11 protein-coding genes, 1 riboswitch and 1 other annotated feature are annotated in these 24,505 nt (G+C 30.9%); all 11 genes read left to right on the top strand.

Features of this window, described 5'->3' with window-relative positions:
* Positions 1–109: 109 nt before the first annotated feature.
* The 11 genes from J418_RS0111110 (at position 110) to J418_RS0111060 (ending at position 24,423) form a co-directional block, all read left to right on the top strand.
* Positions 110–1,798, top strand: a complete 1,689-nt coding sequence (locus tag J418_RS0111110) for a MutS-related protein (RefSeq protein WP_017895593.1) — start codon at positions 110–112, stop codon at positions 1,796–1,798.
* Between the two features lie 81 nt (positions 1,799–1,879).
* Positions 1,880–2,977: an Ldh family oxidoreductase gene (locus J418_RS0111105; protein WP_017895592.1), complete on the top strand. Its 1,098-nt coding sequence runs from the start codon at positions 1,880–1,882 to the stop codon at positions 2,975–2,977.
* A 56-nt stretch (positions 2,978–3,033) separates the two neighbouring features.
* Positions 3,034–3,244, top strand: a binding site (T-box leader).
* Positions 3,245–3,295: 51 nt separating this feature from the next.
* On the top strand, positions 3,296–4,735 hold the full coding sequence (proS, locus tag J418_RS0111100) for a proline--tRNA ligase (RefSeq protein WP_017895591.1): 1,440 nt from the start codon (positions 3,296–3,298) through the stop codon (positions 4,733–4,735).
* A gap of 120 nt (positions 4,736–4,855) precedes the next feature.
* Complete coding sequence (gene pepV / locus J418_RS0111095) at positions 4,856–6,247, top strand: dipeptidase PepV (RefSeq protein ID WP_017895590.1); 1,392 nt, start codon at positions 4,856–4,858, stop codon at positions 6,245–6,247.
* 162 nt (positions 6,248–6,409) lie between these two features.
* Positions 6,410–8,248, top strand: coding sequence for an ATP-dependent zinc metalloprotease FtsH (ftsH, locus tag J418_RS0111090; protein WP_017895589.1), 1,839 nt, complete (start codon positions 6,410–6,412; stop codon positions 8,246–8,248).
* Positions 8,249–8,278: 30 nt separating this feature from the next.
* Positions 8,279–10,420 (top strand): HelD family protein, encoded by a 2,142-nt coding sequence (locus J418_RS0111085; RefSeq protein ID WP_017895588.1) that lies wholly within the window; start codon positions 8,279–8,281, stop codon positions 10,418–10,420.
* A 24-nt stretch (positions 10,421–10,444) separates the two neighbouring features.
* Positions 10,445–11,485 carry a [FeFe] hydrogenase H-cluster radical SAM maturase HydE gene (hydE, locus tag J418_RS0111080; protein ID WP_017751495.1) on the top strand — a complete coding sequence of 347 codons (1,041 nt, stop codon included), beginning with the start codon at positions 10,445–10,447 and terminating at the stop codon, positions 11,483–11,485.
* 15 nt (positions 11,486–11,500) lie between these two features.
* Complete coding sequence (locus tag J418_RS0111075; RefSeq protein ID WP_017751496.1) at positions 11,501–12,805, top strand: M18 family aminopeptidase; 1,305 nt, start codon at positions 11,501–11,503, stop codon at positions 12,803–12,805.
* A gap of 61 nt (positions 12,806–12,866) precedes the next feature.
* A riboswitch (Lysine riboswitch) is annotated at positions 12,867–13,048 on the top strand.
* 77 nt (positions 13,049–13,125) lie between these two features.
* Positions 13,126–14,328 carry an aspartate kinase gene (locus tag J418_RS0111070; RefSeq protein ID WP_017895587.1) on the top strand — a complete coding sequence of 401 codons (1,203 nt, stop codon included), beginning with the start codon at positions 13,126–13,128 and terminating at the stop codon, positions 14,326–14,328.
* A 37-nt stretch (positions 14,329–14,365) separates the two neighbouring features.
* Positions 14,366–15,664, top strand: a complete 1,299-nt coding sequence (lysA, locus tag J418_RS0111065; RefSeq protein WP_017895586.1) for a diaminopimelate decarboxylase — start codon at positions 14,366–14,368, stop codon at positions 15,662–15,664.
* Positions 15,665–15,786: 122 nt separating this feature from the next.
* A complete protein-coding gene (locus J418_RS0111060; protein WP_080629782.1) occupies positions 15,787–24,423 on the top strand; it encodes a glycoside hydrolase family 94 protein in 8,637 nt (2,878 codons plus the stop codon).
* Positions 24,424–24,505 lie beyond the last annotated feature (82 nt).

The following is a 24,505-nucleotide window of genomic DNA, read 5'->3' as shown; positions in this document are numbered from 1 at the left end:
ATCAGGTAAAAATCTATTTGAAATGTAATTTTCAGGTAGATTTTTTAATTTCAAGCATATTTTCTGATATAATAAAAACATGTCAATTTTAACATGAGGAGGTATACAGTTGATTGCGATAATAGGATACTTGATAATAGTTGTAATAATAATTGCTGCAGTTTCTATTGTATCAAATTTAAGAAATAATGAAGATACCAAAAGAAGAGTGGAAGAACAGTGGGGTAAAAAGTCGGATAAAAAATATAATACAGAAGAACTTAATGATATATCAGGATATTTTGATAATATAAAGCAATATGGAAAAGGCAGTTCTTTTATCGATGAAATTACATGGAATGATTTGGAGATGGATGAGGTATTTAGAGATATAGATACCACTTTCAGTACTGCTGGAGAAGAGATATTTTATGCCATGTTGAGAGAACCCATATATAATGATGAAAAACTACAATATAGAAACAAGGCCATAGAGTATTTTAGAAAAAACTCTGATAAGAGGAAGGCTGTACAATACATAATTGCTAAATTGGGAAGAAAAAGAGGAAGCTCAATAACCAATTATTTTTATAATCAGGATGAAAATGAAAAATCAACATCATATTTAAATTTATATAGAATTTTTAGAATTTTACCTATTGCATCAGTTGCATTGATATTCTTAAACAAGTATTTAGGAGTATTATGTATAATTTTGTGCTTTGTAATAAATATTATTCTTCATTACTTTTTTAAAAAAGGATTGGATTATAAACTTAGAGATTTCACCTATATAACTAAAGTAGTAAAGTGTGGTAATGCAATATTAAGAACTAATTTAGATGAATTAGGACAGTATAATGACAGACTGAAGAATTCTATTAAATCTATAAAAAATATTAAAAATCTCTCCTTCAATTTAGAAAATAATGGATCAGATATAGGTTTGATGATGGAATATATGAATATATTGTTTTTAACGGACTTAATTAATTATGAAAAAATGAATAGTGCTCTAAGACAAAAAAGTGATGATTTTAGAACCATATATTCCATAATCGGTAATATAGATAGTTATATATCCATTGCATCCTATAGAGATAGAGTGAAAAACTATGTTGTTCCTAAATTACATAAATGCAATAATAAAAAAGGCGGTACTATTATAATCAAGGATATGGTTCACCCGCTTATAGACAAGGCTATAGCCAATTCTTTGAAAATTGAGGATTCCATCTTAATTACAGGATCTAATGCATCTGGAAAGTCAACATTCTTGAAGACTTTAGCTTTAAATATAATATTTTCACAAACCATATGTACATGTACTGCCAGTTATTTCAAAGGATGCTATCTGAAGATTTATACCTCCATGGCGCTGCGGGACAATATATTCAGTAAAGAGAGTTATTACGTAGCAGAGACAAAATCTCTGAAGAGAATCATAGATAGTGTAGGTGAAGATATACCAACTATATGTTTTGTAGATGAAATACTCAGAGGAACTAATACAATTGAGAGAATAGCAGCATCATCACAAATACTTAAATATCTTACATTGAGCAATTGCATATGTATAGCCGCTACTCACGATATAGAACTTACTCATATACTTGAGGATTATTTTGAGAATTATAATTTTCAGGAAAATATAGTTGATAATGAAATAATGTTTGACTATAAAATTCATGATGGACGTTCTACAACTCAAAATGCTATAAAACTTTTAAGCATTTTAGGATATAAACAGGATATTGTAAATAAGGCTGAAGAAAAAGCGAAAGCATTTTTAAAAGATGGCATATGGGAGACGGAGTAATAAATAATATGATAATATATAATTGTATTTTAATTTGATAAAGTTTCAATGTGTAAAACAACAATAGTAGGAGGAGAAAAAATGACATACACTAAAGTTAAATATGAAGAATTAAAAAAAATGTGTGATCTTGTTTTTGAAAAATTTGGTTTTCATTTAGAAGATAGTGAAACTATAACAGATGTTTTGTTATTGTCGGATTTATTTGGCATTGAATCTCATGGAATCCAGAGACTGGTAAAATATTACACTGAAATAAAAAGTGGATTAATAAATGTGAAATCTGAACCTAAAATAGTTAAGGAAACACCAGTATCTGTCACATTGGATGGTCAAGCTGGAATGGGACAGCTAATAGCTAAGAAGGCAATGAATATGGCCATTGAGAAGGCTAAGACTTCTGGAATAGGAATGGTAACAGTTAGAAATTCAAATCATTATGGAATTGCAGGGTATTATGCTAGAATGGCGGAACAAAAAGGATTAATGGGAATTTCAATGACAAATTCTCCAGCAGTTATAGTACCAACTTTTGGAAAAGAGGCTATGCTTGGCACAAATCCCATTGCTATAGCTATGCCTGCAGAGCCATATCCATTTTTAATGGATATGGCTACAAGCGTAGTTACGAGAGGAAAAGTTGAAGTATACAATAAAAGACAAGAACCTCTTCCAAAAGGTTGGGCGTTAAATGCAAATGGAGAAGATACCACAGATCCTAAGGATATTTTATATAATGTTCCAAGACATTTAGGTGGAGGCATAGTACCTTTGGGTGGATCAGGCGAATTGACAGGAGGACATAAGGGATATGGATTTGCTCTTGTAGTTGAGATGTTTACAGCTATTTTATCCGGTGGATTGACAGGAAATTATGTTCATCTAGATGGTAAAGACGGATCAGGTACTTGTCATTATTTTTGTGCAGTGGACTATGGGATGTTTGGAGACAAGAAATCAATTGAAAACAGTTTTTCAAAATATTTGGATGAACTTAGGAATTCAAAGAAAGCAAAAGGTGCAGTTAAAATATATACTCATGGACAAAAAGAAGTTGAGGCTTATAATGATAAGATGAAAAATGGAATTCCTATGAATGACAGTACTCTAAAAGAAATATATGATATATGCAAATATTTTGATATAGATCCTAAAAAATATATATCAAAAATAGAATAATTTTTTATTGACAATATAATTTTTGTATCTTAATATAAAAGATGAATTTTCAATAATCAAAATCTAAGAAGAGGATTAGTAAAATCATATCTTTTTTAGAGAGGAAACGGAAGGTGAAAGTTTCCAAAGAATGTTTTGAACCTACCTTGGAGTTCTGTAATATAAAATTACAGCGGCAGAGCTGTCGTTATGACTTGAGAGAATATATTTTAAAGCTTGGAATATATTAATCAGGGTGGTATCGCCGATATAACCTCGGTCCCTATTATAGGGATCGAGGTTTTTTATATTTTAAAAACATAACTAGGAGGAAAAATAATGTCAAAAAAGTCAAAAAAATTAGTAGAACAGATAACATCACGAGATGAAGATTTTGCACAGTGGTATACTGATATAGTAAAAAAAGCGGAGCTAGCGGATTATTCAAGTGTAAAGGGATGCATGATAATACGACCATATGCTTATGCAATGTGGGAGAGTATACAAGGTTATCTTGATAAAAGATTCAAGGAAACAGGGCACGAAAATGTATATATGCCTGTATTCATACCTGAAAGTCTTCTTCAAAAAGAAAAGGATCATGTAGAGGGATTTGCACCGGAAGTTGCATGGGTAACTCATGGAGGAGATGAAGAGCTCACTGAAAAACTATGTGTTCGTCCTACTTCTGAAACATTATTTTGTGAACACTATGCAAAAATAGTTCAATCCTATAAGGATCTTCCTAAACTTTATAATCAATGGTGTTCTGTAGTAAGATGGGAAAAGACTACACGTCCATTTTTAAGAACTACAGAATTTTTATGGCAGGAAGGTCATACAATTCATGAAACTAAAGAACAAGCAGAATCAGAAACTAAGAGAATGTTGAATATATATGCAGAACTTTGTGAAAATGTTCTGGCAATGCCAGTTTTAAAAGGACAAAAAACTGAAAAAGAAAAATTCGCAGGAGGAGAAGCTACCTATACAATAGAAGCATTGATGCATGATGGTAAGGCCCTTCAGGCAGGAACATCCCATTTCTTGGGACAAAACTTTGCAAAGTCTTTTGGCATGCAGTATTCAGATAGAGATGGAAAACTTCAATATGTATATCAGACTTCCTGGGGAATTACTACACGTCTTATAGGAGCAATTATAATGGTTCATGGAGATGACAATGGGCTTGTAGTTCCACCAAGAATAGCACCAGTACAGGTTATTATAGTACCAGTAGCCCAGCATAAAGAGGGAGTACTTGAAAAGGCAAATGAATTAAAAGATAGAATATCAAAAATTGCCAGGGCAAAATTAGACGATAGTGATAAAATGCCAGGTTGGAAATTTAGTGAATATGAGATGAAAGGCGTACCTATTCGTCTTGAAGTAGGGCCTAAAGATATTGAAAAAAATCAAGTGGTTCTTGCAAGAAGAGATACAGGAGAAAAGATATTTGTTCCAATGGAAGATTTAGAAAATAAAATTCCTGAACTTTTAGATGATATTCATAATAATATGTTTAATAGGGCAAAACAATCTGTAGAAGAAAAAACTCATGCAGCAGTAAATATGAAAGAATTTAAAGATATAGTAGAAAATAAAACAGGATTTGTAAAAGCAATGTGGTGCGGCGACAGAGAATGCGAAGATAAAATAAGAGAGGAAACAGGGGCAACTTCAAGGTGCATGCCATTTGAACAGGAAGAAGTTTCAGATACTTGTGTGTATTGTGGAAAGAAGGCTAAAAAGTTAGTTTATTGGGGAAGAGCCTACTAAAATTTCAGAGTAAAAAGAACAAAATGCAAATAATTGAGATATTTGGTATCAACTGAATAGCTACAATATTTGCATTTTGATATCTGAGATTTGATATTTAAACAGAGTGGAGGTTTAATTATGGGAATAAATGATAGAGTTGAAGAAATAAAAGATGAAATGATAAAATCTATTAAGGAAATTGTTCAAATAAAAAGTGTAACAGATGAGAAAAAACCAGGTAAGCCTTTTGGAGAAGGTGTGTCAAAAGCATTGGATAAGGCACTTGAAATTTCTGAAAGACTGGGATTCAAGACTAAAAATCTAGATGGTTATGTAGGTTATGCAGAGTATGGTGAAGGAGAAGACTATGTTGCTGTTTTGGGGCACCTTGATGTAGTCCCTGAAGGAAAGGGGTGGGAATTTCCACCTTATGGTGCTGAAATTCACGATGGAAAAATGTATGGACGTGGAACTATGGATGATAAAGGGCCTATTATAACTACTCTTTACTCCCTTAAAGTTATAAAAGATTTAAAACTTCCTCTTTCCAAGAGAGTTAGAATAATTTTTGGAACTAATGAGGAAAATGGATGTTCTGAAATTCAATATTATAAAGATAGGGAAAAACCTCCTATAATGGGTTTTACGCCAGATGGAGACTATCCTATTATATATGCTGAAAAGGGTATAGTAACATTTGATTTGGTTAAAAATATTAAGGTAAAGTCTCGTGGAGATATATCTATAGAATATATAGAAGGCGGCGAACGTGCCAATGTGGTTCCAAACCATTGTGAGGCTGGGTTAAAAGTTAAGAATCCAGAAGATATTATAAAGTCTATAAATAAATTTTGTAATGAAAATAGTATAGAAGCAAAAGTAGAATGTAAAAAAGGATTAGTTGTAATAACCGTTACTGGATTGGCAGCTCACGGGAGTACTCCAGAACTTGGCAAGAATGCAGTAATGCAGATTTTTAAGATATTAGGGGCATTAAAAATTGAAAAATCAGATATATCCGATGTAATAGATTTTTTCAATAGATATGTAGGTTATGAAACAGATGGAAAATCTTTTGGATTATCACTTGAAGATAAAGAATCAGGTAAGCTTACATTTAATATAGGAGCAGCCCATATGAAGGATAATAAAATTTCTATAGCATTTAATCTCAGATATCCAGTAACTTTTAAATATGAAGATATGATGGGACCGTTTAATAATAGAATATCTGGATTAGGATTTGGAATTCAAAATATGATGCATCAGAAACCCTTATTTTTCCCAGAGAAACATCCTTTAATTAAGATATTGCAGAAAGTTTATACTGAACAAACTGGAGAAGAAGCTAAACTTCTTGCTATAGGCGGGGGAACTTATGCAAAGGATATGCCCAATATGGTTGCCTTTGGGCCAATGATATTGGGAGAACCGGAGACAATTCACAATTCAAATGAATATATAAAAATAGACCACATAATTAGAAATGCCAAGATATATGCTCATGCAATATATGAATTGGCTAAATAAAATAAAGAAAATCCCTAAAATTTATTGCCGCAAATTTTAGAGATTTTCATAATATTTTCAATATGTTCATGGAAATATATAAAAATTTTTATTAATGCTATTCGGAAAAAGTCTATTTATTGTTATAATATAAATATATATGAAATAAAGTGGAGGATAAATATGCCCAATAATAAGAAATTTAACGGCAATAAATGGAAGTATACTATATATTATGCTTTAGCTGTTATTGTAATAATATTTGTATTAAATGATTACATAAGCGGTATGAAATCTCAGCATATACAATATAGTGATTTTATGAATTATGTTAATCAGAATAAAGTTGCTGAAGTACAAATAAGCAGGGATAAATTAATGATTATTCCTAAACAGGATAACAACGGAAAAATTTTATATACTGAAAGAATTAATGATCCAGATCTAGTTGAAAAATTAGATAAGGCTAAAGTTAAATATGGAGGTATTCAACAGGAAAATTCAGCAGTAAAAAACTTTTTTACAGTTTGGGTAATACCAATTATAATATTAGGTTTGATGTGGAGACTTTTTCTTGGTGTATTTGGTAAAAAGATGGGAAGCGGAGTTATGTCATTTGGTAAGAATACCGCCAAGATATATGCGGAGAATGAAACCGGTGTAAATTTTGGAGATGTGGCAGGGCAAGAGGAAGCAAAAGAGTCTCTAGTTGAAATAGTAGATTTTCTTCATAATTCTCAAAAATATGTAGCAATAGGAGCTAAATTACCTAAAGGTGCACTCCTTGTAGGGCCTCCAGGAACGGGAAAAACGCTCCTTGCTAAGGCAGTTGCAGGAGAAGCAAAGGTACCATTTTTTTCTATTTCGGGATCTGGATTTGTAGAGATGTTTGTTGGAATGGGTGCAGCTAGAGTCAGAGATCTTTTTAAACAGGCACAGGAAAAGGCACCTTGTATAGTATTTATTGATGAAATTGATGCAATAGGTAAAAGTAGAGATGGCAATATATCTGGTGGGAATGACGAAAGAGAACAAACTTTAAATCAGCTTCTAGCTGAAATGGATGGATTCGACTCATCTAAGGGTGTAGTTATACTGGCAGCTACCAATAGACCGGAAGTACTTGATAAAGCGCTTTTAAGACCGGGCAGATTTGATAGGAGGGTAATAGTTGACAGACCTGATTTAAAAGGTAGAGAAGAAATATTAAAAGTTCATATAAAAGGTGTAAGGGTTTCTACTGATGTTGATTTGAATGATATAGCGAAGGCTACTCCAGGTGCAGTAGGAGCTGATTTGGCCAATATGATAAATGAGGCTGCTCTAAGAGCTGTAAAAAATGGAAGAATGTCTGTGAAACAGGAAGATTTGGAAGAAGCAGTTGAAGTTATTATAGCTGGTAAAGAGAAAAAAGATAGAATACTTTCTTCGGAGGAAAAGCAAAAGGTTGCTTTTCATGAAGTAGGTCATGCGCTTATAGCTGCTCTTTTAAAACATACGGATCCTGTTCACAAGATAACCATAGTCCCAAGAACTATGGGAGCACTAGGTTATACAATGCAACTTCCAGAAGAAGAAAAATACTTGAATACGAAGCAGGAAATGTTAGATAAGATATGTGTCATGTTAGGGGGAAGGTCAGCAGAGGAAGTTAAATTCAGTAGTATATCAACAGGAGCAGCAAATGATATAGAAAGAGCCACTCAAATGGCTAGAAGCATGGTAACTATGTATGGAATGACAGACAGATTTGATATGATGGGTTTGGAATCCATGCAGAATAAATATCTAGATGGAAGACCAGTTCAAAACTGTAGTGCTCAAACAGCGGCTATTATTGATGAGGAAACTTTAAATATAATTAAAAAATGCCATGAGGATGCTGTCAGTATACTTGAGAATAATATGGATCTTTTGGAGGAAATATCGAATTTACTTATTGAAAAAGAAACTCTTATGGGTGATGAGTTTATGGATATAGTAAAAAATTATAAGAAACAACTTCCATTGAATTCAGATTAAGATATATTTTGTGAAAATGGGGATAGATTTATGAAGAATACAGAATTGGAAAAAGAGCTTTTGAAGGAAATTGAGATAAATAAAGAAAAAGAAAAATTAGATGATACTATTAAAGAAATTAATAATCAGATCTTGAAGTTTATAGATACTAGAAAAAAGGTAGTTGACTTTATCTTAAAATATAGAGAAAAAAATCTTGAAGAATATAGAGATGATGAAGATAAAAAGATAGATTATTTTAATCATGAGATATTTGTAAAAGAAGAACAATTTAAATTAATAGATATGAAGCTCAAACAATTTACAATTTTAAAAGATTCACCATATTTCGGAAAAATAGACTTTGTTGATAAATATGGCGAAGAAATAATATATATAGGAAGATTTGGAGTAACTAGTGAAGATGAATATGAGCCGATAGTAGTTGATTGGAGATCTCCTGTAAGTTCATTATTTTATGAGGGAAAATTGGGAGATGTAGAATATACTGCACCTGAAGGAAGAGAAAAGGCAAATATCTTATCTAAAAGACAATTTATAATAAAAGATGGAAAATTGAAAGGCATGTTTGATTCAAGCTTAAATGTTAAGGATGAAATACTGCAAGCTGTTTTGAGTCAAAATTCCAATCAAAAATTAAAAAATATAGTTATGACCATACAAAAAGAACAGGATGAACTTATAAGACAACCTAGAAAGAGCATTATGGTTGTAAATGGAGCTGCGGGTAGTGGTAAAACTACAATAGCTCTCCATAGAATAGCGTATCTTTTATATAATTATAGAGCTGAACTGAAAGGGAAGGTGCTCATACTTGGACCCAACAGTATATTTATGGACTATATCTCTACAGTCCTACCAAGCCTTGGAGAAGAAGGAGTAATGCAGACGACTTTTAGAGAATTTGCTTCTGGCATTGCCGGTATAGATAATATTTTGGATTTTAAGGAATATATGGAAGATATATTGTGGAACAAAAATAATTTCAAAGACGAAATTATGTATAAAAGATCAACTGAGTATATTAATGACCTTGATTCATTAATTTCTGATATTGAAAATAACTATTTTAAAGTTGAAGATGTGAAATTCTATGATGAGATAATAGTTAAAAAATCAGAAATACAAGATATGTTAAATATACATTTTAAATATATGCCTCTTTTTAAGAGAAGTGACAGAATAATTCGCGTGATATATTCCAAAATACGAGATAAAAGGAATAAAATTGTAAGAAAAATAAATGAAGATTATAAAAAAAGTATATCTAATTTGGCAGAGAGCGAGTTAAATACTAGAGCTACTAATTTAGAATTTAGAAGAAAAAATGCAATAAAAAATGTAATTGAAGAAGTTATAAAAGTTAAAAATGAAAAATTGTCTTGGTTTAAAAATCCAGATATAATTAATATATATAATGATTTTAATAATAATCACAAAATTATATATGAAGATTTAGCACCTATATTATATCTTAAAATAAAACTAGAAGGATTAAAATATAATTTGAATTTAAGGCACATAGTAATAGATGAGGCACAGGATTATTCTAGTTTGGAATTTATAGTTATAAAACAAATTACAAATTGTAAATCATTTACTATAGTAGGAGATACAAATCAGAGAATTATCCCAGTGTCAGATAAATGTGACATGATGAGTTTGAAAAAAATATTTAATAATGAACATATTAAATATTTTTCAATGAAAACTAGCTATAGATCTACAAGTCAGATTATTGAATATGCAAATAAATATTTAGATAATAGTATAGATTCCATATCTTCAGTTAGATCTGGAAAGGAAGTTAAGGATATACAAGTCCATGGCATAAATGATCTTATAGATAATATTGTCCATGATATAGTTCAACTAAAGCAGGATGGATATGAAAGTATAGCTGTGGTATGTAGATCCATGAGAGAAGTAAAGTTGATAGATGGATTTCTCAAAAATAAAATCCATATAGATACATTTGATAGGGAAAATATGATATATTCTAAGGGAGAGGTAATACTTCCAAGCTATTTTGCAAAGGGTTTGGAATTTGATGCAGTTCTGATGATAGATAATTTTTCAATATCCTCACAAAATGAGAATAAACTTAAATATATAATGGCAACAAGAGCGCTTCACCAGCTGCATGTATATAAGACTTTTGATATATTTTAGTTTTCAGAAGGGATTTGAATTAGTATGAAAGACGACTTGCTGGATGTAATAAAAAATGCAGAAGAGCTACACTATATGGAAAAGAAAGATATGGTATCTTTATTTAGAGAAAGTAAATATGATGAAGCTCTTTTTAGGGCAGCTGATAGAGTGAGAAAGAAATATGTAGGTGACAAAGTGCATTTAAGAGGTCTTATAGAATTTTCAAATATATGCAAGAGAAACTGCATGTATTGTGGATTAAGACACTCAAACAAGAGTATAGAAAGATATAGAATTCCACCGGATAAAATTATAGAATTGGCTAAAAAGGCCGTTGGATATGGATATAGAACTGTAGTTATGCAATCTGGTGAAGATGACTATTATACTGTTGATATGATGAAGTATATTATATCAAATATAAAGAAAATGGATATTGCCATCACTTTGAGTATAGGGGAAAAGACTTTTGAAGAATATGAGGCATATAAAGAGGCAGGAGCTGACAGATATCTTATAAGAATAGAAACTACGGATCCTGAATTATATGAAAATATGGATCCAGGAATGAGTCATGAGAATAGAAAGAGATGCCTTGATGATTTGAAAAAACTGGGTTATGAAGTTGGGACAGGATGTTTGATAGGACTTCCAGGTCAAAGTTTAGAGTCATTGGCAGATGATATATTGTTTTTTAAAGACATAGATGCGGATATGGTAGGAGTAGGTCCATTTATACCAAATGCAGATACACCCCTTAAGGAAGCTGAGGGAGGTAGTTTTAAATTAGCACTAAAAGTAGTAGCTATGACAAGGCTTTTAATGCCAGATATAAACATACCAGCTACTACTGCCATGGAGACTTTGAATCCAAATGGCAGAACTATAGCATTGAATAGTGGATCAAATGTTGTTATGCCTAATGTGACTGAAGGGATTTATAGAAAACTATATGCACTTTATCCTGGAAAAATATGTACTGGAGATACTCCTGCACACTGTGTAAATTGTATTACGGGAAAGATAGTTATGATAGGAAGAGAAGTTGCTTCAGACAAAGGATTTAGAGTAAAAAGTATATGAAAATGGGGTGAGAGTGTGGAATATGCTGATATTAAAGAGGTACAGGAACTTATAGATTATATATATGCAAGCCCTACTGCATACCATGCAGTAAAAAATGCATCATTATTGCTTCAAAGATCAGGTTTTACTGAAATTAAAGAAGAAGAGCCATGGAATCTTGAAAAAGGCGGTAAATATTTTATAGTAAAAAATCAATCTGCACTAATTGCATTTATAGTAGGAAGTGAAGATCTAGAAAATCATGGATTTAAAATAATAGCAGCTCATACTGATTCTCCAGGTTTTAGAATAAAACCAAATGCAGATATAGAAGTAGAAAATTCATATGTAAAATTAAACACAGAAGTGTATGGAGGACCAATATTAAATACCTGGATGGATAGGCCTCTTTCCATAGCTGGAAGAGTTGTTTTAAAAGGACAGGATCCGTTTTCACCTGATATAAGGCTTTTAAATATGGAAAAACCACTTGTGGTAATACCAAATCTTGCAATACATATGAATAGGGATGTGAATTCTGGTATAAAACTAAACAGGCAGAAGCATTTACTTCCACTTCTAGCTCTTGTAAATGATAAATTTGAAAAGGGGGAATATCTTCTTGGAATTATTTCACAACAGCTTTCTGTAAATAAAGAGGATATATTGGATTTTGATTTATATCTATATGAATTTGAAAAGGGAAAAATAGTGGGTGCAGACAGCGAGTTTATATCTTCAGGAAGGCTGGATGATCTCAGTATGGTATATTCAGGGATAAAATCAATATGCGGTGCAAAACCTCAAAAAACTACCAGTATAATGGTATGTTTTGATAATGAAGAAGTTGGAAGTATGACAAAACAAGGTGCAGATTCCCCTATGCTGTCATCTATTCTTGAAAGGATAGCAATTAATCTTGGAAAAGATAAAGATGAGTTCTATAGATCTATAGCTAAATCTTTTATAATATCCTGTGATTTAGGACATGCACTTCATCCTAATTATCAAGAAAAATCAGATCCTGTAAACAGACCTATAATAAATGAAGGTCCTATTATAAAGATAAGTGCCAGTCAAAGTTATACTACTGATGGTGTGTCTGGTGCTGTATACAAAGAAGTGTGTCATAATGCTGGTATTCCTGTACAAACATTTGTAAATAGATCAGATGAAAGAGGAGGATCAACTATAGGGCCTATATCTTCAAGTCATGTGAATATTATGTCTGTTGATATGGGACTTGCAATATTGTCAATGCATTCCATAAGAGAACTTGGTGGTGTAAAAGATTATATATATGCATTAAGATCATTCAAAGAATTTTATGATTTATAAAAATATAGTTGAAATATGTAAATATTTATGTTAAACTTAGAGAAATTTAAAAATTTGACCTACCTAGGGTAGAGGTGCTGTAATTAAGAGTATTTGATTTTAGCTGGCAGGTGTTATTAAATTCAAAGAAAGGAATTACAGCCGAAGGAGATAATTTGGCGGGATTATCTTTTGGACTTGTATAGAATATATTCAGGTCTGTCACTAGATTTAAATTATTTTTAGTGGAGAGCTACAAAGGTAACACGGCATTGCATGATTTTTGCAGTAGAGGTGTTCCTTTGCTGCATTTATTTTATAAAGTTTTAAGGAGTGGTATTGTGGCAATTGTTGTTCAAAAATATGGAGGAAGTTCTGTTAGTACAGTAGAAAAAATAAAAAATATAGCAAAAACTGTAATAGATAGAAAAAAATCTGGAAATAGTATGGTAGTTGTAGTATCAGCTATGGGTGATACTACAGATGAATTGATAGATCTTGCAAATCAAGTTACCGACAATCCAGATAAAAGAGAATTGGATGCCTTATTATCTACTGGAGAGATGAGATCTGCAGCATTACTTGCCATGGCTATTAAAGCATCAGGTGAGGATGCTATAAGTTATACTGCATATCAAATCGGTATAAAGACTAGCGGACAGTATGGAAAATCGCTTATAGAAGATATAAATAAAGACAGATTAAAAAAGAGTATTGATGATGGAAAAATAATAATTGTAGCTGGATTTCAAGGTATAAATGAAGAGGGAAACATAACTACACTTGGAAGAGGAGGATCCGATACTACTGCTGTAGCTATAGCTGCAAAGCTGGACGGTGTCTGTGAAATTTATACTGATGTTGACGGAATATACAGTGTAGATCCAAGAGAATACAAAAAAGCAAGAAAACTTGATGAAATAGATTATGAAGAAATGCTTGAACTTTCGAGCCTTGGAGCACAGGTAATGCATCCTAGATCAATAGAACTTGGACAAAAATACAATATACCCATATATGTTGGACTAAGCAACAGTAAAATAAAGGGAACCATTATAAAGGGGGAAAGCAATATGAATATGGAAAATAAGCCTGTAACAGGAGTTGCTACTAGTGATGATGATGTAGCTGTAACTATAAAAAATATCAATGGGGAAATAAATTTGATTTCAAATTTATTTGAAAGTATTGCAAGCAAAAAGATTAATATAGACATGATAAGTCAGACTGCACCTATAGATGATAAAATAAATATATCATTTACAATACCAAAGCTTGAATTAGACGAATGTTTAAATATATTAAAAGATCATTGTAATGTAAAAACTCAAGTAGATGTAGATGAAGATATAACTAAATTTTCTATAGTTGGTATAGGAATGAAAACTACATCTGGAGTAGCAGCTAAAATGTTTAAGCTTTTTAGAGAAAATAACATACAAGTAAAAATGATAACTACATCTGAAATAAGAGTAACTTGTGCAATAAAGCATGAGGATAAACTTAGAACTGTCAAAATAGTAGCAAAAGAATTTAATCTATAAATCACAATAGAAATGAAATGTTTAGGAGGAAACTTTCTTGAAATTATTCAACAATATGAAAGTTAAGGACAACACTCTATACATTGATGGGGTTAGTACGTTAGACTTGGTAAATAAATTTGGAACACCTCTTTATGTTATTGATGAAAAATTAGTTAGAGATAAATGCAGTAGATATTATAAATCCTTTAAGGCCGATAAAGGTCTAAATAAAGTGGCCTATGCAGGTAAGGCATTTTTGACTTTGTCCATGTGTCAACTTATAAAAAGTGAAGGATTGTGTCTTGATGTAGTATCTGGTGGAGAATTATATACTGCATATAAAAGTAAATTCCCTATGGAAAAGATTTATTTTCATGGAAATAATAAAACTTTGGATGAAATTAAAATGGCAGTAAGGCTGGGAGTCGGAAGATTTGTAGTTGATAATATAGAAGAAATGGAAAAAATAAATTCTGTTGCCATAGAGGAAAATAAGATTCAGGATATATTACTTAGAATTACTCCAGGCATAGAAGCACATACACATGATTATATAAAGACAGGACAGATAGATTCTAAGTTTGGTTTCAGCATTTTGGGCAATAAAGCTGAAGATGCAGTAAAAAAAGCATTGGAACTTTCGAATATAAAATTTACAGGTTTGCATTCTCATATAGGATCACAGATATTTGAAGTAGTTCCGTATTGCCACGAAGTTGAAGTAATGTTGTCACTAGTAAAAGATATACAATACAAATTTAAATGCGATGTTGAAGAGCTGGATTTAGGCGGAGGTTTTGGAATATACTATAGTGATGGTGATAATCCAAAGCCTATAGAAGAATTTTGTTCTATTATATTGGAAAGTGCAGAAAAAAAGGCTAAGGATTTAAATATAAAACTCCCAGCATTGGTAATTGAACCGGGAAGATCCATAATTGGAAATGCTGGTACCACATTATATACAGTTGGGGCTATAAAAAATATTCCCAATATAAGAAAGTATGTATCTGTAGATGGAGGAATGGCTGATAATATAAGGCCGTCACTTTATAGAGCAGATTATGAATGTGCAGTGGCAAATAATATGAGCTCAGATTATACAGAAAAAGTAACTATAGCCGGTAAATTTTGTGAATCTGGAGATATATTAATAAATGAAGTAGAGCTTCCTAAAATCAACAGTGGGGATATTTTAGCGGTATTTAGTACTGGAGCATATGGTTATTCCATGGCCAGTAATTATAATAAGGCTGAGAGGCCTGCAGTAGTATTTGTTAATGAAGGAATGACCTCATTAGTTTGTAAAAGACAGAGTTTACAGGATATAATAAGTGGAGAATTAATGATTTAATAAATTGTAAAAAGTATATTTGATTTCTAAAATTCATCCTTTTGTGAATTAATATTTTGCAGGTTATTGGGAACAATAATCAAAGTGAAGTATTCTCTTCACAAGAAAGGATGAATTTTTTTATGCTGTTGTATATCAGTATTTTAACGACTATAATATTGATTTTATTATTAATATATATTATATTAAATAAGTTTAGTTGTGACGATGAAAATATCATGGAGGATATGAGTACTGTAGATCAAGACAGGGAAAATTTAAAAATACATGCACATAAAATAGCATCCATGCCTTCTGATGTTAAAATAAAAAATTGTAAAAGAAAATTAATAAAAAATTTGAATCTATGTTATAGAAATATAGAGGAAGGATATAATTTTTTAAACGAACAATTTGAAAACAGAAAAGAGATAGTTCAATGTGCTAGATGGATACTTGATAATTTTTATCTAGTTCAAAGAGAATATAAAGATATAAGATATAATATGCCTTTGGAATATTATAAAAGCCTTCCTATTATGAAAAGGGGATATATGAAGGGATATCCAAGAATATATTATATTGCAGTAGAAATGTTATCAAGAACTTATGGAAAAACTTCTGAGGAAAATATAGAAATATTTATAAATGCATATCAGGAAAATACATTACTTACTATTGGAGAAATTTGGGCATTCCCAATAATGCTTAGAATAGCTTTGATTCAAAATATAAGTGTAATAACCAATAATATAGTTTGTGAGCAGAAAGAAAAAAATAGAGGGGAAATTATAGCAAATAGAATAATAGATATAAATAGCAAAAACAAGATAGATCAGATCCAGAATTTGAAAGATGAAAATATAAAATTTACCCCAGCTTTTACAGAAAGACTTATAAAAATACTTAGAGATAATTTTATACAGAACTCAGAAGTTTATAAATGGATAGATGGAGAACTTAGCAAACAAGATGGAACTATTGATTTAATGACTAATATAGATCATCAAAATCAAAGCAATTACCAAATTTCCATGAGTAACTCATTTAATGCTATAAGGGATATTTCAACACTTAATTGGAGAAAAAATTTTGAAAGATTAAGCAATGTAGAAAAAATATTAAGAAAAGATCCACTTGAAATTTATGAAAATATGGATTTCAAGTCAAGAGATTATTATAGACACTGTATAGAAAAACTATCTAAAAGATTTAGTTTATCAGAAGGCTTTATAGCTAAAAAGTCTATAGAATGTGCTGAAGAAGCTTTAAATCAGAAGAAAAATGGATTAAACGTAGAAGAGTATAAAATGCATGTAGGATACTATATAATTGATAAGGGATTCGAATGTCTTAAAAATAAGATAAAAGATTCGGGAAAAAATTACAAATGTTCATATAGAAACAATATAGTACTAACCATAGGTGAATATATATGGAGCATAATAGCTGTGACTGTAATTGCAAGTGCCTTTATAAGTTATATGGATATATACAACCCAACCTATAATAATGTATGGAAGTATATAATAACATTTATACTTCTTGCTGTACCAATAAGTGAGATATTTATATCACTTTTTAATTATAGTATAAATAAGCTTGTAGAGCCTAAATTCATACCTAAGTTGGAATTCAAATCTGGAATACCAGATAAATATACAACTATGGTAGTTATACCTACAATTTTAAATAATGTAAATGAACTTAAAAATATTATTGAAGAAATAGAAGTATACTATCTTGCAAATCAAGAAAAAAATTTATACTTTGCCATTCTCTCAGATTTTAAAGATAGTATCAACCAGCATGAACAAGATGATAAATTAATAGTTGACACTGCAATTGACATGATCAAAAAATTAAACATGAGGTATTGTGGAAATAATGATGATAAATTTTATTTCTTTTCAAGGTATAGAAGATACAATGAATGTGAAAAAAAGTGGATTGGATGGGAAAGAAAACGTGGAAAAATTATGGAATTTAGTTATCTCATGAGAGGTAGTGATTCTACTAGTTATGATGTTATGAGTGGAGATATAAAAAAACTAAACAAAGTAAAATATATTATAACTCTTGATGCAGACACCAAACTTCCTAAAGATACTGCAAAAGTACTTATAGGTGCTATGGCACATGTCCTAAACAGACCTTATTTGATAAATGGAAAAGTTATAAGGGGACATGGATTAATGCAACCTAGAATAAGTGTAGGAACTCTTAGTGCGAATAAGACTATTTATTCCAATATTTTTTCTGGAGAAACCGGAATAGATTTATATACCAATGCAATTTCAAATGTATATGAAGATCTTTTTGATGAAGGTATATTTACTGGAAAGGGAATTTATGATATAGATACTTTTATAACTGTCTTAAAAGACAAAATACCGGAAAATTCAGTATTAAGTCATGATTTACTTGAAGGATGTTATGTAAGAGGAGCACTAGTTACGGATATAGAACTTATAGATGGATATCCTGCATATTATAATGCAAGTTCAAAAAGACTCCACAGGTGGGTTAGAGGGGATTGGCAGCTGATTCCATGGATATTTAAAAATAAAGGACTAAATAAATTATCCATATGGAAGATAATTGACAATTTAAGAAGGAGCTTGATATCTCCTTCAATAATAGCCCTTATTTTTTGGTCTCTTATAGTATTTAAAAATCCAGATAAAGGTCTTTCTATAGCATTGATAACTCTTATATGTCCTGTATTTTTCAATGTATCCGATTCAGTGGTGTTACCATCTAGAGGAATAAGTCTATCAGGCAGAGTCAATAGTTTTAAAATTACCGCAGAACAATTTATTCTTATATTTATATTCATACCATATAAAGCATACTTAATGATGGATGCTATTTTTAGGACACTATATAGAATGTTTATAAGCAAGCAGCATTTGCTTGAATGGCAGACTGCAGCGGATGTAGAATTAAAATCAGGTAAAAAGTTTATTGACTATATAAAGTCTATGTATTCAGGCAGCACTATAGCAGTACTTATAGAAGTACTGGCGTTCTATAATTCTCAAGTTACAGGATTTTTACTTCTTCCTTCATGTATTGTATGGGCTTTATCACCATATATTGCATATAAAATAAGCCAAGACAAAAATGTTAGGTATGATGAACTAAGCTCGGAAGAAATTGGAACTCTGAGAGAAATTTCAAGAAGGACCTGGGCTTATTTTGAAGATTTTATTACGGAGAAAAGTAATTGGTTAGCTCCAGATAATTATCAGGAAGATCCTCCTGTAGGTCTGGCATACAGGACTTCCCCAACTAATATTGCTATGGGTATAACATCAAATTTAGTTGCCTATGATTTGGGATATATTACTATAGGTAAGCTTCAATACAGGTTGGAAAATATAGTATCTGCTATGGAAACACTTGATAGATTCAATGGGCATTTTTATAATTGGTATGACATAAAAACTAAAGAACCGCTTAATAAGTATATCTCAACGGTAGATAGCGGTAATCTGGTTTGTTATATATGTCTTACAGAAGAAACCCTTTGTGAATATTTGAAATCACCTATTATAAATAAAGATTATATTAATGGAATTGAAGATACTATTAAATTAGCAAATTATGAAATCAATAAATCAGTTGGTGTGAAAAATGTATATGAAGAAAATATGGAACAATTAAAAAGAAATATGAATATTTATAATCTGCAGGAGATATTGAAAGATTTAAGGGAGAAATCAAACTATATTTTACATAAATATGATGATTTCTATTGGAGTAAAAAGGTTAAAAATACTGCTGAAGATTTTTTGGAATTTATTGATAGTTATGTAAGTTGGATTAATGAGGATTTTTATAAAAATTCAGAAGATTTTTTAGAAATAAAAGCTCAGTTTTATAAAAGTCTCTATGATATTCCACTTCAAGATATACCTAAATACATGAATCAGTTAATAGAAAATTTAGATAAAAAACATAGTGAGGATAGTTCTATATCAAGATTTAAAACTTGTCTGAAATCAAGTAGTAATAATATAGATATTTTGATAAACAAACTCAAGCAAATAGTAAAAAGATTTAAGAGCATTGAAGAATCTCATGATTTTGGAATACTATATGACAAAAGAAGACAGCTTTTTTCTATTGGATATAATGCAGATAAAAATTTACAGGATAAAAGCCATTATGATCTTTTAGCTTCTGAAGCAAGACAGGCAAGTTTTATAGCTATTGCTAAAAATCAAATAGATAAAAATCATTGGTTTAAGTTGAGTAGATCCATGGCACTGGCATCAAGAGAGAAACTCTTGATATCATGGTCGGGAACTATGTTTGAATATTTAATGCCTCTTATTATAATGAAATCTTTTCCAAATACGCTTTTAAGTGAAACCTATAAAAATGTAATCAAGGTACAAATGAACTATGCCAGGAGAAAGGGAATTCCATGGGGAATATCAGAAAGTGCATATTATAGATTTGATGTTAATTCCATATATCAATACAAGGCAATTGGGGTTCCGGAAATAGCACTTGACAGGAATACGGCAAATGAGATTGTAGTTGCACCATATGCATCCATTATGGCACTTCAAGTTGATATACATCAAACTATATATAATATAAAAAGATTAATTGATGTTGGTGCTAAAGGTATATATGGTTTTTATGAGGCAGTGGATTATACTAAAAAAATGAAATTAGTTAAATGTTTTATGGTGCATCATCAAGGTATGAGCCTTATGTCATTAAATAATGTTTTAAAAAATAATATATTTCAGAATAGATTTCATAACATACCTAGGGTAAAGGCTGTAGAATTACTGCTTCAAGAAAAGGTTCCTAAATCCATAGTCTATAATAGAACAGAGAAAAACAACAATAAAAACAAAGTAGAAGAAATAGCATATAATATGCTTGAAAGAGAGTACACAACAGCTAATACAAAATTTCCTGAATCAAATATTATGTCAAATGGAAAATATTCTGTTATGGTGACAAACAGCGGAAGTGGATATAGCAAAAAGGGTGAAATGACCATTTACAGATGGAGGGAAGATGCTGTTTGTGACAATACAGGAATGTTCTTTTATATAAAAAATATAAATTCCAATGAATATTGGAGTGCTTCATATGAACCATGCAGATATGAAGGAGAAGAATATAAAGTTAAGTTTTCTGAGAATAGATCTGAATTTAAAAGAAAAGATGGAAATTTAAAAACAGATATGGAAATTACCGTATCACAGGAAGATGATGCAGAAGTCAGAAAAATTTCAGTTACAAATAACAGCAATCATGTTAGGCAAATTGAAATTACCAGTTATTTAGAAGTTACATTGGCTCCTTATGATGCGGATTTAGTTCATCCTGCATTTAGTAATCTATTTATACAAACAGAATTTTTGGAAAATCCAATGTGTTTAATTGCCAGTAGAAGACCTAGAACAAAGAATGCTGAAAAAAATTGGCTTATGCAGACAGTTGCAATTGAAGGTATTCAGATAGGTTCATTTGAATATGAGACCAGTAGAGAAAATTTTATAGGGAGAGATAGAGACGTTTCCAATCCTAGAGCGATGGATAGTGATAAACAATTAAGTATGACAATAGGTTCTGTAATTGATCCTGTAATAAGTATAAGAGTTAGAGTAATAATAGAACCTGGAAAAACATGTAGGGCTGCATATACTACAGCTGTGACTAATTCAAGAGAAGGTGTGGTTAAACTAGCTGAAAAATATAGAGATATAGCAACTGTAAATAGAATATTTGAACTGTCTTCCAGTGAATCAAATATGCAGATGCAGTATCTTGGTTTAACATCATCAAAGATAAATATGTATCAGATTATGGCATCTAGAATACTGTTCTTAAATGAACTTATGAAAAAGAGAAGTGAATATATTAAAAACATACAAAAAAGTCAGTCTTCACTTTGGTCTTATGGAATTTCAGGAGATTTACCTATAATGACTATTATAATTAAGCAAGAAAAATATATATCTGTTGTAAGACAAATTTTAGGAGCTCATGAATATTTTTGTTTAAAAGGATTAAAGGTGGATTTAGTTATATTTAATTTGGAAGAAAGTTCTTATACTGCTCCTGTTCAATTGCAATTGAGGGAACTTATAGATTCAAGTTATCTTAGAAATAAACAGAATGAACCTGGAGGTGTATTTGTATACAATAGTGGTAACATGCCAAAAGAAGACATGAATTTTATAAAGGGAATATCAAGGCTTGTTATAGATAGTGAAAATGGAGAACTGTTTAAACAAATCAAAGAAAATATAATTTATAAAAAAGAAAACAACAAATTTTTATCACAAAACAATAGTGAACAAAAGAGTATAGATTTTAAAAGAGAAAATAATTTTAATTGGAAAGTTGATACTAAAAAGCTTTATTATTTTAATGGGTTGGGGGGATTTTCCCAGAGTGGAAAGTCATATATTATAGTTCTTAAAGACTATAGCAATACTCCAGCTCCATGGATAAATGTTATTTCAAATAGTAGTTTTGGATTTCATGTATCAGAATCAGGTATAGCTTATACATGGAATAAAAATAGCAGAGAAAATAAATTAACAGCATGGACTAATGATGCCGTATCAGATGGGGAAGCTGAGGCTATATATATAAAAGACAGGGAAACAGGAAATATCTGGAGTATATCACCAGCACCTATAAGGGATTCAGGGGAATATATAATAGAACATGGATTTGGATATTCAATTTTTAAACATTATGCATATGACATAGCAGGAGAAATTACTATGTTTGTAGATATGAATGAAAGTGTAAAATTATGTAGATTAAAACTTAAGAATAATAGTAAAAGCATGAGAAAACTTTCCATAACTTACTACGCGAAATTAGTTATGGGGGTTTCGCATGAGAAGACGGCTCAGTATATATTTACAAATTTCAACAATAAAAATGAATATATCTATTCAAGGAATCCTTACAGCGAACATTTTGGCAATCTCATATGTTATTTAAAAATTATTGGTGGTAAGGATTATTCCTATACAGGAAATAGAGAAGAGTTTATAGGTAGAGGCAGTGGTATAGATAATCCTCAATGTTTTACAAAAGATAAATTGTCAAATACTTCAGGTGCTGGATTCGATCCTTGCCTGGCCGAAAGTTCAAATTTGGATTTAGATCCTAATTCTGAGAAAGAGGTACTTATTCTATTTGGTCAGGAAGATAGCCTTGAAAATATAGATAGAGTTATAGAAAAATATAATAAGATGGATAAGTGGGAAGAAGAATTTGAAAATTGTAAGGCTTTCTGGAATAATTTTCTTGAAACCATACAAATAAAAACACCGGATAAATCAATGGATATAATGCTCAATGGATGGCTTATGTATCAATCACTAGCATGTCGATATTGGGCAAGAACTGCTTTTTACCAGTCTGGTGGGGCATATGGTTTTAGAGATCAGCTTCAGGATGTTATGGCAATAGGTTATTTAAACCCAGATATAACAAGAAGGCACATACTATATAGTACAACAAGACAATACTTGGAAGGTGATGTTCAGCATTGGTGGCATCCTATTGTAGATAGTGGTATAAGGACTAGATTTTCGGATGATCTTCTATGGCTACCGTATGTTACGGCTGACTATATAAATAATACGGGAGATTACAGTATTTTAAAAGAAGAAACTAACTATTTAGAGGATGATCCTTTAAAACAAGATGAAGATGAAAGATATAATATATCTAGAATTTCTCAGAAAAAGGGAACTGTATATGAACACTGTATCAAGAGCATAGAAAGAGCATCTAAATTTGGAAGTCACAATATTCCCTTAATGGGTTCAGGTGATTGGAATGATGGCATGAGTACAGTTGGAAATAAGGGAAAAGGAGAAAGTGTATGGCTTGGATGGTTTTTATATAGTATATTAGATAAATTCATACCAATCTGCAGGCATGAATCAGATAATGAAAATGTGGAAAAATTTAGCGAGCTTAAAGAATTTGTACGTGAAAACCTAGAAAAAAATGCATGGGATGGCAGTTGGTATAGAAGAGCTTACTTCGATGATGGCACACCTCTTGGTTCTATAGAAAATGATGAATGTAGAATAGATTGTATAGCTCAAGCCTGGGCAGTAATATCAAAGGCTGCTAAAGAATCAAGAGCGAGAGAGGCCATGGAAGCACTGAATAAAAATTTGGTTAAAAAGGATAAGGGAATGGTATTACTACTAACACCAGCTTTTAATAATTCTCCTTTAGAACCGGGTTATATAAAAGGCTATCTTCCTGGAATAAGAGAAAATGGCGGCCAATATACTCATGGTGCAATATGGTCAATATTTGCATTTGCTGAACTTGGATACAATAACAAGGCATATAGTATATTCAGCATGTTGAATCCAATAAATCACAGTAAATCATATATAAATGCTGAAACATACAAACTGGAGCCATATGTAATTGCTGCAGACATATATGCTTCAAGAAATAATTTTGGAAGGGGAGGATGGAGCTGGTATACTGGCGCTGCTGGATGGATGTATAGAGCAGGTATTGAAAGTATACTCGGATTTAAGTTCAAAAATAATAGAGGTTTTACAATAGATCCATGTATTCCTGAAAATTGGAATGAGTATGATATAAAATATAAAAGAAATGGATGTATATATAATATAAAAGTAACTAAAAATTCCAATAAGGGAATTTGGCTGGATGATAATATTGTAGATGATAATATAATTCCATTTTTAAAAGAAGGAGTTCACAAAATAATTGTCAATATTTAAATCCTGTTAGCAGGAATTTTTATAGTAATGTAGAATTTTATAATTGAGTAAATAAATTATACTTAATGAGGAGGGATTAGGA

Origin of the sequence: Clostridium tyrobutyricum DSM 2637 = ATCC 25755 = JCM 11008 (assembly GCF_000359585.1) — a bacterium.
GTDB lineage: Bacteria > Bacillota > Clostridia > Clostridiales > Clostridiaceae > Clostridium_B > Clostridium_B tyrobutyricum.
This window is presented reverse-complemented; position numbering and strand designations above follow the sequence as displayed.